Below are 13,975 nucleotides of genomic sequence, written 5' to 3'. Positions count from 1 at the left end.
GCCCATGGCCGACCTGTTCGACACCCTCGATCCGCCACGTCAGCCCCTGGCGGAGGCCATGCGTCCGCAGACCATCGCCGACGTGATCGGGCAGAAGCATCTGCTCGGCCCGGGCAAGCCCCTGGCCCTGGCCTTTCAGTCTGGCAAGCCCCACTCCATGATCCTGTGGGGGCCGCCGGGGGTGGGCAAGACCACCCTGGCGCGGCTCATGGCAAGGGCTTTCGACGCCGAGTTCGCCTCCCTTTCGGCCGTGTTTTCGGGCGTCAAGGATATCCGCGAAGCCATTGCCCGGGCCGAGGCCGAGCGTAGCCGGGGGCGTCACACCATCCTCTTCGTGGATGAAGTGCATCGCTTCAACAAGGCCCAGCAGGACGCTTTTCTGCCCTATGTGGAGCAGGGTCTGGTCACGCTGATCGGCGCGACGACGGAGAACCCTTCCTTCGAGGTGAATTCGGCGCTGCTGTCGCGGGCGGCGGTTTATGTGCTGGAGTCTCTCAGCCAGGTCGAGCTGGCCGAGTTGTTCGAGCGGGCGCGGCAGGTGGCGTGCCCCGAGCTCGCCTTCGAGGACGATGCCCGGGATCGCCTGACCGGCTTTGCCGACGGTGACGCCCGCCGCCTGCTCAACCTGGTCGAGCAGGTGTCCACCGCGGCCACCACGGCCGGGGTCAACCCGGTGACGCCGGCCTTCATCGACGAGGCCCTGTCGCGCAACCTGAGGCGTTTCGACAAGGGCGGCGAGGCCTTCTACGATCAGATCTCGGCACTCCACAAGTCGATCCGGGGTTCGGACCCGGATGCGGCGCTCTACTGGCTGTGCCGCATGCTCGACGGTGGTGCCGAACCGCTGTACATGGGGCGGCGGCTAGTGCGGATGGCGATCGAGGATATTGGCCTGGCGGACCCCCGGGCGCTGGAGATCTGCCTCAACGCCTGTGCGACGTTCGAGCGCCTGGGCTCACCGGAAGGCGAACTGGCCCTGGGTCAGGCGGCGGTCTTTCTGGCTTGCGCCGCCAAATCGAACGCGGTTTACAAGGCGTATAATGCAGCGCGTCAATTTGTGAAGCAGGACGTGTCCCGGCCGGTGCCGATACACCTGCGCAACGCGCCGACAAAGCTCATGAAGGAACTGGGCTACGGTAAGGCCTACCGCTACGCCCACGATGAGCCGGGTGCCTACGCCGCCGGCGAATCGTATCTGCCCGAGGGCATGGGCAGGCCCGGCTGGTATGAGCCTACGGGCCGTGGGCTGGAAGCAAAGATCGCCGAAAAGCTTGAGCGCCTGCGGGAACTCGACCGGGAGTACGAAGCCCGGCAAGCAAACCCGTCAGGCAGGAAGTGATCTCAATGCTGCTCGTGGGGGAGGGGGTGCGCCGCAATGAAGCGGGCGCAGGCATCCCGGAAGCGCTTGGCCTTGGCCCGATCACCGCGCTCCTCGGCGGCATCCACCAGATCAAGCATGAACTGGGTGAGCATCAGGGTGCCTTCACGGGTCTGGACGAGCCCGCAGGCGATCTGGGCTGCGGCGGCATCGGGGATGTCATGGTGCTCGGCAATGATGGCGACGTCTTCGTCGGTCAGGTCGCAGTAATCCAGGCAGTCACGAATGGACAACATCGGGGTCTCCTTCGGTGGTCGCATTGGAATGGCGCAGTCTGATGCACGCCTCTCTACAATTGTGACCTGTGAGTTTGTGAAATCAAGAAAAGTTTCCGCCTTTTACTGCTATTAACTTCTTGATTTCTATTGTTTCTGATGCGTCATGCGTGAAACGCATGCTGCGGTGCAATATAACCGAAAAGCAGTGGTCGCGCTTGAGCAATTTCCGGGCCGCTGCCGTTTCGATAGGCTAATTTTCTGATTTGAATAGGGATTGTCATGCTTGACGTACAACTGCTGCGTACCCGTCTGGATTTTGTTGCAGAGCGGCTGGCCACCCGGGGGATGAGCCTCGATGTGGCAGCCTTCCAGGCCCTGGAAGATGAGCGCAAGTCTCGTCAGACCCGTACCCAGGAGCTCCAGTCGCGGCGCAACACCCTGTCCAAACAGGTGGGCCAGCTCAAAGGTAAAGGGGAGGACGCCTCCGCCGTGCTGGCCGAGGTGGCGGGCATCGGCGACGAGTTGAAGGCCAACGAGGCCGCCCTGGCCGAGCTGCTGGAGCGCTTCAGCGCCTTCGTGGCCGGCCTGCCCAATCTGCCCCATGACAGCGTGCCCGTGGGCAAGTCGGAAGCCGACAACGTCGAGGTGAGCCGCTGGGGCACGGTGCCCAGCTTCGACTTCGAAGTGCGCGATCACGTGGATATCGGCACCCGCCTGGGCGGGCTCGACTTTGAAACCGCGGTCAAGATCTCCGGCGCCCGCTTCACACTGATGAAGGGCGGCCTGGCGCGCCTGCACCGGGCCCTGGCCCAGTTCATGGTGGACACCCACACCGCCGAGCACGGCTACACCGAGCTCTACGCCCCCTACCTGGTCAACGCCGACAGCATGTACGGTACCGGTCAGCTGCCCAAGTTCGAGGAAGACCTCTTCTCCGTGCCCAAGGCCGATGGCGGCAAGTTCTACCTGATCCCCACTGCCGAAGTGCCGGTCACCAACATCGTCCGCGACGAGATCGTCCCGGCCGAAGCCCTGCCGATGAAATTCGTCTGCCACACCCCGTGCTTTCGCTCCGAAGCCGGCAGCTATGGCCGTGACACCCGCGGCATGATCCGCCAGCACCAGTTCGACAAGGTCGAACTCGTCCGCATCGAGCGCCCCGAGAGCGCCTGGGATGCCCTGGAGGAGCTCACCGGCCACGCTGAGGCCATCCTGCAGAAGCTCGAGCTGCCCTACCGCAAGATCGTGCTGTGCTCCGGCGACATGGGCTTCGGCGCGGCCAAGACCTACGACCTGGAAGTGTGGCTGCCGGCCCAGAACACCTATCGGGAGATCTCCTCCTGCTCGTGCTTCGAGAGCTTCCAGGCCCGGCGCATGCAGGCCCGCTTCAAGAGCGCCCAGGGCAAGAACGAGGCCCTCGCCACCCTCAACGGCTCCGGCCTGGCGGTGGGGCGGACCCTCGTGGCGGTGCTGGAAAACTACCAGCAGGCCGATGGCTCGGTGCGCATCCCCACCGTGCTGCAGCCCTACATGGGTGGCATCACGGTGCTCGAAGCGCCCCTGTAATCGGGTACTGACGCCGGGGAGGAGACTCCCCGGTTTTCGGATCATCATCTTTTCTGTATATTAGAAAGTTCTAATTCGTTTTGGAGCTTTCATCATGAGCAGCAAGTCCTTCATCCAGATCACCGGTGACCTGAACAAGGGCCTCAAGGCCCTCCACGCCGAGATTCCCGACACCATGAAGGGCTTCTCCAGCATGGCCAAGGAGGCGATGAAGGAGGGCTCCCTGTCGGCCCTGCAGAAGGAACTCATCGCCCTCGCTATCGGCGTGTCGGCGCGCTGTGACGGCTGTATCGGCTTCCACGTGAAGGCCCTGATTCGCCTGGGCATGACCCGCGAGCAGCTGATGGAGACCCTGGGCATCTGCACTTACATGGGCGGTGGCCCCAGCCTGATGTATGCCGCCGAAGCCGTGCGCGCCTACGACGAGTTCACCGCAGCCGCAGCCAGGCTCGCCGAATGACTGGCATTTCCTGCGATTTGATATATAATCGCGGGCTTCGATCAGCCAGCAGCACAAGCTGAAGGCAGAGCACCAGGAGAGGTGGCAGAGTGGTCGAATGCGCCGGACTCGAAATCCGGTATACGGTTCTCCGTATCGAGGGTTCGAATCCCTCCTTCTCCGCCAGATAAAAAGCCCTTGAGAAATCAAGGGCTTTTTTGCATTTAGCTCACCTTTCCCAGTTCGGCGCCGTCTGTCAGCCAGCGTGTCGGCGCCACGTGCTCTCCAGTCAGCATCCCCGCCTCCGAAAAAAGCCGTTCCGTTTCACCCGGCTTGCCGATCTGACGCCTGTGCGCGCACAAACTTTCTTCGAAATTTCCATTCGGAATATCTGAATTGACTTCAGTGTTCATGTGAATACAATTGTGTTCAATGTGACATGGGCATGGGGTGGTGTATGGGTCAAGCAGGTGGCATGGAGCCGATCTCCGCGCGGATTCCGGGTGATCTGTATCTGTGGCTGGCCCAGTTGCGTGTTGATGGCGCGACGACCAACAGCGACAAGCTGCGTGTCCTGCTCGGCCAGCTCAAGCGCCAGCATGACGGTGCGCTCGGCTATGCCGCAGCCCATGCCTGGGCGCGGGATCTAACGGGGCAGTTGCGGGAATCCCTGGTGGTACTGGAGGGGCAGGGAGAGGCGCACTCGGAAGTCCTGGGTGCCATCCTGGATTTCACCACGGCCTCCCTGGCCTCGATCATCAGTCAAGCCCCGAAGGATGCCAGCCAGGCCGCCGGGCTCGAGGATGCGCTGGTCCGCAGGAGCTTCGCCCTGTGCGAGGCCTTGCTGCGACAGGCGATCACGGCTTCGGCTGCCGCGCATGATCCTGGTGTCATCCGGCGGCACGTGGCCGGTACGGTCGAGATTGCTACGAGTCTTCCCCTCAAGAAAGGAACCTGAAATGGCTGATTCCCTGAAAGCCCGTGTTGGTCGTGTCATTGCCGGTGGCGTGCATGCCGTGCTGGATCGCCTGGAGGACCGGGCCCCGGACGTTGTGATGGAGCAGACCCTGCGCGAGGCCGATGGCGTGATCGATGACGTGCGCCATGAGCTCGGGATCGTCGCAGCCAACCGCCACCTGTCCCAACAGCAGCATGCCAGCCTGAACGCCCAGCATGCCCGCCTGGCCGAGCAGATCGATCAGGCCATGGCACAGGGCCGCGATGAGCTGGTGCGTGCGGGGGTCGCGCGGCAGCTCGACATCGAGGCCCAGTTGCCCGTGCTCGAGAACACCTTGTCCGAATTTGTCCTGCAGGAGCGTGAGCTGCAGGGCTTTCTGTCGGCGCTGCTGGCCAAGAAGCGTGAAATGGCCGACGCGCTGTCGGATTTCCGCAAGAGCCGCGCGGCCACACTGCAAACAAGCGCCAAGGCGGGGAGTGCCGGCGCGGAGCAGCGCATTGGCGCGGTCAGCGACGCCTTTGACCGCCTCTACGAACGCCAGACCGGGCTGAGCGCCACCACCCGGAGCAGCACTCTGCAGCAGGCCGCGCAGCTTCACGAGCTCGACGAGCTCGTGCGTGACAACAAGATCGCCGAGCGTATCGCCCAGCTCAAGGCAGGCCGGGCGTGAGTCTCTTCGCTGCGGATCAAACCCTGCCCTTCGGCGTTGCCTTTGCCCTGATCATCGGCATCGGTCTGCTCGAGGGTATTGGCATGCTGATCTCCCTCAGCCCGAGCAATCTGCTGGACGATCTCATCCCGGAGATCGACGGAGACAGCGGGCTGGATCGGGTGCTCGGCTGGCTGCACCTGGGCAAGGTGCCTGCGCTGGTCCTGCTGCTCCTTTTCCTGATGGGCTACACGCTATTTGGTTACGGACTGCAGATGGTGGCCCGGGGGCTGTTCGGTGGCTACCTGCCGGCCTGGATTGCGGGCGTGCTGGCGGTGCCATCCGGCCTCGCAACCGTGCGCGGGCTGGGGGCGCTCGTGGCCCATATCATTCCCCGGGACGAAACGAGCAGTGTCAGCGAGCAGACCCTGATCGGGCGTGTCGGCGTGATTGTGGGCGGCACGGCCCGGCGCGGGTTTGCCGCCCAGGCCCGGGTCAGGGATGCCCACGGCCGTTCCCACTATCTGATGGTGGAGCCGGATCTGGACGACGACGTGCTCGACGAAGGGGCCCAGGTGCTCATCGTGAGCAAGGTGGGCGCCTTCCATCGCTGCATTGCCAATCCTCATCCCACCCTGATCTAGGCGGCGCCGCTGGCGCTGCACGCTTTAAAACCTCCGAGAAAGAGCTTCAAATGACCAACTTGATCGAAATGCTGGGTCTGGCAGGCATCGTGCTGATTGCGCTGCTGGCGGTCGGCATCGTCTTTGCGCGCCTCTACAAACGCTCGACCAAGGAGACCGCCTTTGTGCGGACCGGCCTGGGTGGGCAGAAAGTCATCATGGACGGGGGTGCCATCGTGCTGCCGGTGTTCCATGAGCGCGTGCTCGTGAACATGAACACCCTGAAGCTCGAAGTGCTGCGCCGGGAGCGCGAGAGCCTCATCACCAAGGACCGCATGCGGGTGGACGTGACGGCCGCCTTCTTCGTGCGGGTCAAGCAGACCGAGGAATCGATCAGCATTGCCGCGCAGACACTGGGCGCACGCACGATGAGTCCAGACGAGCTGAAAACCCTGGTGGAAGACAAGTTCGTGGATTCGCTGCGTGCCACGGCGGCCACCATGACGATCCAGGAGCTGCAGGACAAGCGCCGGGATTTTGTGCAGGCGGTCCAGAACGCGGTGGCGGAAGACCTGGAGAAGAACGGCCTTGAGCTGGAGTCCGTGTCCCTGACCAGCCTGGATCAGACCGACAAGCAGTTCTTCAACCCCAACAACGCCTTCGATGCCGAGGGCCTGACCCGCCTCACCGAGCAGACCGAGGCGCGGCGCAAGCAGCGCAACGATGTGGAGCAGGACACGGAAGTCCTGGTCCGTACCAAGAACCTGGAGGCCACGCGCCTGAAGCTCACCATCGAGAAGGATGAGGAGTTTGCGTCCCTGTCGCAGAAGCGCGAGATCGAGAACAGCCGCGCCGAACAGGCGGCCTTGATTGCCACCCAGCAGGCCGAGCGCAACCGGGAGGCCGAGGCGGCCAAGATCAACGCAGAGCTGCAGGTCGGCCAGAAGCGCATCGAGTCGGAGCGCGAGATCAAGGCTGCGGAGATCGACAAGAACCTGGCTATCCAGACGCGGGAGATCGACAAGAACCTCGCCGTCCAGACCCGGGAGATCGAGCTCGAACGCAAGACCGAGATGCAGCGGGCCGAGCAGCGCAAGCAGGTCGAGATTGCCCGGCAGGACACCCAGATCGCCATTGCCACCAAATCCCGCGAGCAGTCCGATGCGGACGCCGCCGCCAACCTGGCGCGGGCCGAGGCCGTGAAGGCGGAGGAACTGGTCAACACCGCCCGCCAGGTGGCCGTGGCCGAGCGGGAAAAGAGCATCCAGCTGATCGAGGCGTCGAAGGAAGCCGAACAGAGCGCCATCGCCATCAAGGTGTCGGCTTCCGCCGAAAAGGAAGCCGCCCTCGACCGGGCCGACGCCATCACCATCGAGGCCACGGCCCGCCAGGCTGCGGCCCTGGCGGAGGCCGCGGGCAAGCGTGCCATCAACGAGGCGCTCAATACCCTGTCGGCGGCGCAGGTGGATCTGCAGGTGCGTACCCTGCTGCTTCAGCAGTTGCCCAACATTCTTGAGCAGGCGGTGCGGCCAATGGAGAAGATCGACTCGATCCGTATCTTCCAGGTGAGCGGCGTGCCCGGTGCGCAGGGCGCTGCGTCTGGCGCCCCGGGGGCTGGCGGAGCCACGTTTCCGGAGCAGGTGATGAACTCGGCGCTGCAATACCAGCTCGCCAAGCCGATTGTGGATGCGGTGATGAAGGACGCCGGGCTGTCGAACGAAGGCATCACCGGCATCGCCCAGGCCCTGGGCGGAATGCTGGTGAAGCCGGAGGAGGGTGATGTTGGGACGCAGTCCGTGGCCGCCTGATGCCGCCTTGAGCCCCCGATAAATCAAAAGCCCGCGTTTGCGGGCTTTTGATTGTGTACTTACTTCTCCATCTTCCAGTCCGGCGCATAGGCCTGCAGCCATTGCTCCAGCATCATGATGATCCACACCATCTCGCCGTAGTAGCCCGGGCTTTCGGGCAGCCACTTTTCGTGCAGCTCGCGGATGAAGCCCGGGCGGATCACGCCGCGGGCGGCGAAGGCTTCGAGGTTTTCGGTGGCCAGCTTGCTGAGGCCCGGGTGCTTGACTGCCCAGATGCCGAAGGGCAGGCCGAAGCCGTGCTTCTTCTTGGTGATGATCTCGTCGGGCAGGAAGCCGCGCAGCGCTTCCTTGAACAGCCAGCGCAGCTTGAGGCCCTTGAGCTTCCACTCGGTGGGCAGGGTGAGCGAGAAGTCCAGCAGTTCGTCGGACAGGAAGGGGAAGCCCACATCCACACCGGCCAGGCGGGTGGTGCCGATGACCTTGGGCAGGTCGTTGTCGGCCAGGGTGTATTTCCAGTCGAAGGCGAGCATGCGATTGACCAGGCTGGCGTTCTTCACCTCGCCCCAGGTGGCGCGCTGCAGCTTGCCCGGGGAGTCCAGGTCGACCTGGCGGCAGAAGCCGGACTCGAAAACGGTGTCGATGCCCAGGCGATGCAGCAGGTTGTACATCTCCATGCGGTCGGGCATGGGCACGCGGGCCTGTTCGACATAGCTCACGCCTTTCTTGACCAGCGGGATGCTGCCCAGGCCGGGGAGGCCGGAGATGGGCTCGACCACGGTGCTGCGCAGCAGGGAGGGGATGGTGTCGTACCAGCCGAAGACCTTCTGCTTGGCGTAGCGGGAGTTGCCGCCGAAGAGTTCGTCGCCACCGTCACCGGCCAGCAGCTTGGTGATGCCGTCGGCGCGGGCGCGGCTGGCGCAGATCCAGGCCGGCACGGCGGACGAGTTGCCGAAGGGCTGGTCGTAGCTGTGGGCTACCAGGGGGATGCCTTCGAGCAGGTCTTCCGGGGTGACGTAGTACTCGTGGTGGTCGGTCTTGAAATGCTTGGCGGCGATCCGGGCGTACTCCATCTCGTCGTAGCCGGTGGCGTCAAAGCCCATGGAGTAGGTGCGGGCCGGGGCTCCGCCCACCTGGCAGAGCATGCCGGACACGGTGGAGCTGTCGGTGCCGCCGGAGAGGAAGGAGCCGGTGTCGGGGCCGGCGTATTCCTGGCGTACGGATTCGCGGACGATGTCGAGGAAGCGGCCTTTGGCCTCGGAGAGGCTGATGCCCGGGGTTTCGCCGAACTCGGGGATCCAGTGCTTGCTGATGTTGGCCTTGCCACCGTTCCACTGCAGCTGGCTGGCGGGGGGCAGGCGGTGCACCTCGTTGAAGATGGTCAGCGGCGACGGGATGACGTGGAAGTACAGGTAGTCGAAGATCGTCTGGGCGCTGATGCTGCGCTTTTCGAGGGGCACGCCGTCGGCCCGGTCAGCCAGGGCCAGCTCGCCGTTTTCAAGGCCGTAGCACCAGGGTTCGGTGTCAAAGCGGTCGTTGAAGAGGGAGACAGTGTTGCTACGGGTGTCGATGAAGGCCACTGCGTAGCGGCCCTTGACGCCGTCGACGGCCTTGGCGCCCCGTTGTTCGAAACGGCTCAGCCAGAGCTCGGCGGCGCTGCTGCTGCCGGCTTCGCTGAAGCGCGGCGCGCCCCGGCTGACGCACAGGACGCCGTTACGCTCGGCCAGGGTGGCAGGCTTGCGTACATTCATCCGCCCGCCGGCCCAGGTGCAGGTCCAGCCTTCGGAAGAGGGCTGGATGGCCAGATCGGGGGCAATGCCGCTGCGGGGTGCCGTCAGGCGGGCGTGGATCAAGGTTTTGCTTTCCAACTCTGACTCCGTTCATTCATTGAATTACTGCGCATCGCTGCGCTGGGCGGCCGGCAGAAAGCGGGACAGCTTCAGCTTGGCGAGGATGTAGGCTTCGGCGCCCTGGGGGCGGCCACTCAGGGCCCACAGCCCGAGCAGGGCGACCGAATAGGACAGGGCACCCAGGGCCACCTCCAACAGGAAGGCAAGCAGCAGGGGCAGGCTGTCGGGGAAACTGACGAGCATGTCGCTCAGGGCCATCAGGCCGGCGGCCGTGGCCGGGCGCCAGATGGCGCGCAGGAGGTCGGTGGCGCGCAGCTCCCGCACTTCGAGCAGGATCACGCCCAGAAAGAGGACCAGACCGAAGGCGGCCACGCCCAGGCGGAGGTGGGCGATGTCGAGGGCGCTGAGCGAAGAGAACATCACACCCGCAATCGACAGGAAGACGATGTTCTGGACCCACACGAAGAGGCTGAGGGTGCGGATCTTGCCGATGGTGATGAGCAGGTAGCCCGCCGCATGGGACAAGGCAGCCAGGGCGAAGACCAGGGCCAGGGTCTGGACGAAGGGAATGGCGCTTTCCCACTGGGCACCGAGCATGATCATCACGGCCCGGTCGGCCACGCAGGCCAGGCCGACCCCCGCCGGAATCGCCAGCAGGGCCTGGACGGCCAGGGCCACCAGGTAGGCTTCGCGCAGCCGCGCCGGGTCGTGCTTGGTGGCGACAAAGGCCGGAAAGAGCACCCGGCCCAGGGGCTGGAGCAGCTCGGTGGACGGCATCTGGGCGATCTCGGTGGCCAGGGTGTAGGCACCCATGGTGGAGGCACCGGAGATACGGCCAACCAGGAAGCGGTCGAACTGGGTGTCGAAATACACACCGATGCTGCGGATCAGGGCCCATTGGGAGAAGGACCACAGGTGCCGGACGCGGGACAGGGAGAAGCGCGGCCGGAAGGGGTGCATGGTGTAGCTCAGCACCACCCCGGTGAAGCGTCCGGCCAGGGCGCCAAGGGGCATGGCCCAGTAGGACTCGAGGGTGACGGCGAGGGCGATGGTGACCACAAAGCCCGCCAGGCGCCGGATGAAGAAGAAGCGGAAATCCTGCCCGAAGGCCATGCTCTTCTGGAAGCACACCACGCCGATGTTCTCGAAGCCGCCCAACACCATGCCCACGGCCATCAGGCGGGTCACATCGGCAACCCGGGGGTCGCGGTAGTAGTCGGCCGCCAGGGGGGCGAGGGCAAAGATGATGGCGCCTACCGCCGCCGACTGGATCAGGCGGATGGTCCAGGCGGTGTGGTAATCCTCGTCGTCGGCGTTGGCGTTCTGGATCAGCGCCATGTTGACGCCCAGGTCCAGCAGCACGTCCACCAGGCCGACCAGTACCGAAGCCATGGCGATGATGCCGAAATCCTCGGGGGTGAGGATGCGCGCCAGGATCAGGGTGCTGACCAGACCGATCAGGCGATCGGTCCAGCGCATGGCCACCACGATCAGGGCGTTGGCAAAGAGGCTTCTCTGGGGAGGGGACATGAACTCGGGTCGGTAAGAGGGCGGAATGGGCGTTGATGGGGCTGGGCTGGGGCATCCGGCCAGGGGCCTGGCGATGCCGCGGCGTCAGCCCCGGTCGCTCAGACCAGGACTTCGACCAGATCCGGGTGGCTCAGGAAGCCGCGGGGGCTGGCCGTTGCGCCGTAGGCGCCGGACTGGAACACCACCACCAGGTCGCCGGGTTGGGCATCGGGGAGGTTCATGCGGTCGCCCAGGATGTCGAGGGGCGTGCACAGGGGGCCGACCACCGACACGGCCTCGCCGGCCGGGGCGCCCATGCGGTTGCCGATGGCCACCGGGTAGTTCTTGCGGATCACCTGGCCAAAGTTGCCGGAGGCCGACAGGTGATGGTGCAGGCCGCCGTTGGTGACCAGATAGGTGTGGCCGCGGGAGACCTTGCGGTCCACCACCTGGCACACATAGATGCCGGCCTCGCCCACGAAGTAGCGGCCCAGCTCGATGACGATCTCGGCCTGGGGCATCTTCTGGCGGGCGTCCTCCTGGATGGCGGCCAGGTTGGCACTGATGGTGCTGAGATCGAGGCGCTGCTCACCCGGGAAGTAGGGGATACCGAAACCGCCGCCCAGGTTGAGGAACTTGACCGGGCCGGGGGCCGATTCGGCCAGGCGCAGGGCCAGCTCGAAGCACTTGCGCTGGGCCTCGACGATGGACTCGGGGCGCAGGTTCTGGGAGCCGGCAAAAAGGTGGAAGCCTTCGAAGCCCAGGCCGGCCTTGCCGATCTCGGCCAGCAGTTCCGGCACCTGCTCGGCATCCACGCCGAACTGCTTGGGGCCGCCGCCCATTTTCATGCCCGAGCTCTTGAGTTCGAAGTCGGGATTGACACGCACAGCCACGCGGGCCGTCCAGCCGGTTTCCTGCTGGATGGAGGCGAGCACGCCGACTTCGCGGAAGGATTCGATGTTGATGAGGATGCCGGCGGCAACCGCCTTCTTCAGCTCCTCGTCGCTCTTGCCGGGGCCGGCGAAACTGATCTCGCGGGGGTCGGCGCCGCTGTCCAGGGCCACATTGAGCTCAAGGCCGGAGGCCACGTCGATGCCATCCACCAGGCCGGCCATGTGGGTGACCACGGCGGGCATGGGGTTGGCCTTCATGGCGTAGTGCAGCTTGATGCCGGCCGGCAGGGCGGCGCGCAGCTCGGTGGCGCGGCGGGTCAGCAGGGCGCGGTCGTAGGCGTAGAACGGGGTCTGGCCAACCCGGGCGGCAAGGCGGGTCAGGGGGATGCCGCCCACCCGCATTTCGTTGCCCTGGACGGGAAACTGGTCGGTGGAGGCATGGACCGGCTTTTCGCGGGGGGTATCGCTCATTGCTGCACCTTGTGCGTGTTCTCGAATTCGGTGGAAAGGGTCTTGCGGTCGATCTTGCCGTTGGGGTTGCGGGGCAGGGGGCCGTCCCGCGCCTCGATCACCGAAGGCACCATGTAGGCGGGCATGCGCTGCTTGCATTCGGCCAGCAGGGCCGCACTGTCGAGGGCGGCGCCGTCCTTGCCGGTGGCGATCACGCAGATGGAGTGGCCGAGGGCCGGGTGGGGCACGCCGAAGGCGACGCATTCGCCCACCATCTGGGTGCTGTAGAGGATCTCCTCGACCTCGGTGGGGCTGACCCGGTAGCCGGAGGTCTTCATCATCTCGTCGCGGCGACCGATGAAGTACAGGTAGCCTTCCTCGTCACGGCGCACGGTGTCGCCGGAGAACACGGCGATTTCGGGGAGCACGAAGCCGCTCTGGCGGCCCGGCGCGGTGGCGGGCAGGGGCTTGAAGCGCTCGGCGGTCTTCTCGGGGTCGTTCCAGTAGCCCATGGCCACGTGGGCGCCACGTTGCACGAGTTCGCCCGGTTCGTTGGGTGCGCACTCGCTGCCGTCCTCGCGCAGCACCAGCACCTCGGCGTTGGGGATGGCCTTGCCGATGGAGTCGGGGCGGGTGTCCACCTGGTCGGGGGGCAGGTAGGTGGCGCGGAAGGCCTCGGTGAGGCCGTACATCAGGAAGGGCTGGGTGCGCGGCAGGTGGGCGCGCAGGGCCTTGAGGGTTTCCAGGGGCATGCGGCCGCCGGTGTTGGCGAAGTAGCGCAGATGATCAGTGACCGTTTCGGGCCACTTGAGCTGGGCCAGCTGGATGTAGAGCGGCGGCACGGCGGTGAGGCCGGTGACCTTCTCCTTGACCATGGCCTTGAGCACGTCCTGGGGCAGCAGGTAGTTGAGCAGCACGACCCGGGCGCCCGCATGGAAGGCGGTGGTGAGCTGGGAGAAGCCCGCATCGAAGGACAGGGGCAGGGCCGCCAGCAGGGTATCGTCGGAGGTGTTGCCCAGGTAGCTGGCGACGCTCTTGGCGCCGGCCACCATGTTGCGGTGGGACAGCACCACGCCCTTGGGGCGCCCGGTGCTGCCGGAGGTGTACAGGATGGACAGGATGTCGCTGTCGACGACCCTGTGGCCGGCACAGGGAGGGCTTGCCAGCACGTCGGACCACTGGTGCAGGCTCGCCGACTGCAGCTCGACGGGCTTGGTCAGGGGGCCGGTGAGGATCACCTGGCGCAGGTCGTGGCAGTGATTGAGGGTGTCGGCCAGCAGGGGCAGGCGCTCGGGGGAGGTCACCAGCACGCGGGCGTTGCAGTCACGCAGGATGTGGCCGATCTGTTCGCCCTTGAGGATGGGGTTGACCGGAACGAAGGCGCCACCGGCCCGGGCGGTGCCGAAGCTCGCGACCACCATCTCGATGCGTTTGTCCAGGAAGATGCCGACCCGCTCGCCCCGGTCGAGGCCCAGGGCCATCAGCCCGGCGGAAAAGCCGGCCACCTGGGTGTCGAGTTCCTGGTAGCTGAGGGTGATGGCGCCGGCCGTCAGGGCGGCAGAGGCGGGGGCACGCTCCGCCGAGGCGGAGATCAGTTCGTGGAGGAGAGTCGTCGTGTGCATGGGTGTGGAGTGAAT

13 protein-coding genes and 1 tRNA gene are annotated in these 13,975 nt (G+C 65.4%); 8 read left to right on the top strand and 6 right to left on the bottom strand.

Annotation, left to right across the window (positions count from 1 at the left end):
- Positions 1-4 precede the first annotated feature (4 nt).
- Positions 5-1,339, top strand: coding sequence for a replication-associated recombination protein A (locus L6Q67_RS19765; protein ID WP_296573667.1), 1,335 nt, complete (start codon positions 5-7; stop codon positions 1,337-1,339).
- Between the two features lie 2 nt (positions 1,340-1,341).
- Here L6Q67_RS19765 and L6Q67_RS19760 read toward each other — a convergent pair whose 3' ends face one another.
- Positions 1,342-1,614, bottom strand: coding sequence for a hypothetical protein (locus L6Q67_RS19760; RefSeq protein WP_296410586.1), 273 nt, complete (start codon positions 1,612-1,614; stop codon positions 1,342-1,344).
- Between the two features lie 261 nt (positions 1,615-1,875).
- On the opposite strand from L6Q67_RS19760, the gene serS reads away from it, so the two are divergent.
- The 3 genes from serS to L6Q67_RS19745 all read left to right on the top strand — a co-directional run bounded on the left by serS (position 1,876) and on the right by L6Q67_RS19745 (position 3,787).
- Positions 1,876-3,162 carry a serine--tRNA ligase gene (serS, locus tag L6Q67_RS19755; RefSeq protein ID WP_296573665.1) on the top strand — a complete coding sequence of 429 codons (1,287 nt, stop codon included), beginning with the start codon at positions 1,876-1,878 and terminating at the stop codon, positions 3,160-3,162.
- A 94-nt stretch (positions 3,163-3,256) separates the two neighbouring features.
- The gene (locus L6Q67_RS19750; protein WP_296573662.1) at positions 3,257-3,622 is read left to right on the top strand and encodes a carboxymuconolactone decarboxylase family protein; all 366 of its coding nucleotides are present in this window, start codon (positions 3,257-3,259) and stop codon (positions 3,620-3,622) included.
- A gap of 75 nt (positions 3,623-3,697) precedes the next feature.
- Positions 3,698-3,787 (top strand) — tRNA-Ser (locus L6Q67_RS19745).
- A gap of 38 nt (positions 3,788-3,825) precedes the next feature.
- Here the strand turns inward: L6Q67_RS19745 and L6Q67_RS19740 are convergent.
- A complete protein-coding gene (locus L6Q67_RS19740) occupies positions 3,826-4,014 on the bottom strand; it encodes a hypothetical protein (protein ID WP_296573659.1) in 189 nt (62 codons plus the stop codon).
- 62 nt (positions 4,015-4,076) lie between these two features.
- Here L6Q67_RS19740 and L6Q67_RS19735 point away from each other — a divergent pair, with 62 nt between their 5' ends.
- Genes L6Q67_RS19735 through L6Q67_RS19720 form a run of 4 tightly spaced genes read left to right on the top strand, consistent with a single transcriptional unit; the run spans position 4,077 to position 7,639 of the window.
- A complete protein-coding gene (locus tag L6Q67_RS19735) occupies positions 4,077-4,559 on the top strand; it encodes a hypothetical protein (RefSeq protein WP_296573656.1) in 483 nt (160 codons plus the stop codon).
- A 1-nt stretch (position 4,560) separates the two neighbouring features.
- The gene (locus L6Q67_RS19730; RefSeq protein ID WP_296573653.1) at positions 4,561-5,229 is read left to right on the top strand and encodes a PspA/IM30 family protein; all 669 of its coding nucleotides are present in this window, start codon (positions 4,561-4,563) and stop codon (positions 5,227-5,229) included.
- A complete protein-coding gene (locus L6Q67_RS19725) occupies positions 5,226-5,852 on the top strand; it encodes a YqiJ family protein (protein ID WP_296573651.1) in 627 nt (208 codons plus the stop codon). The genes L6Q67_RS19730 and L6Q67_RS19725 overlap by 4 nt, the downstream gene beginning before the upstream one ends.
- Positions 5,853-5,902: 50 nt before the next feature.
- Positions 5,903-7,639, top strand: a complete 1,737-nt coding sequence (locus L6Q67_RS19720; RefSeq protein ID WP_296573649.1) for a flotillin domain-containing protein — start codon at positions 5,903-5,905, stop codon at positions 7,637-7,639.
- Positions 7,640-7,698: 59 nt separating this feature from the next.
- Here the strand turns inward: L6Q67_RS19720 and L6Q67_RS19715 are convergent, their stop codons facing one another.
- The 4 genes from L6Q67_RS19715 to L6Q67_RS19700 all read right to left on the bottom strand — a co-directional run bounded on the left by L6Q67_RS19715 (position 7,699) and on the right by L6Q67_RS19700 (position 13,960).
- A complete protein-coding gene (locus L6Q67_RS19715) occupies positions 7,699-9,504 on the bottom strand; it encodes an asparagine synthase-related protein (protein WP_296573645.1) in 1,806 nt (601 codons plus the stop codon).
- 24 nt (positions 9,505-9,528) lie between these two features.
- Positions 9,529-11,016, bottom strand: coding sequence for an oligosaccharide flippase family protein (locus tag L6Q67_RS19710; protein WP_296573642.1), 1,488 nt, complete (start codon positions 11,014-11,016; stop codon positions 9,529-9,531).
- Positions 11,017-11,114: 98 nt separating this feature from the next.
- Positions 11,115-12,359 carry a pyridoxal-dependent decarboxylase, exosortase A system-associated gene (locus L6Q67_RS19705; RefSeq protein ID WP_296573641.1) on the bottom strand — a complete coding sequence of 415 codons (1,245 nt, stop codon included), beginning with the start codon at positions 12,357-12,359 and terminating at the stop codon, positions 11,115-11,117.
- A complete protein-coding gene (locus tag L6Q67_RS19700) occupies positions 12,356-13,960 on the bottom strand; it encodes an acyl-CoA ligase (AMP-forming), exosortase A system-associated (RefSeq protein WP_296573637.1) in 1,605 nt (534 codons plus the stop codon). Before L6Q67_RS19700 ends, L6Q67_RS19705 begins: the two co-directional genes overlap by 4 nt.
- Between the last annotated feature and the right edge of the window lie 15 nt (positions 13,961-13,975).

Source organism: Zoogloea sp. (assembly GCF_023150065.1).
Classification (GTDB): Bacteria; Pseudomonadota; Gammaproteobacteria; order Burkholderiales; family Rhodocyclaceae; genus Zoogloea.
The sequence above is the reverse complement of the archived record's forward strand: the minus strand, read 5'-3'. Positions and strand labels throughout refer to the sequence as shown.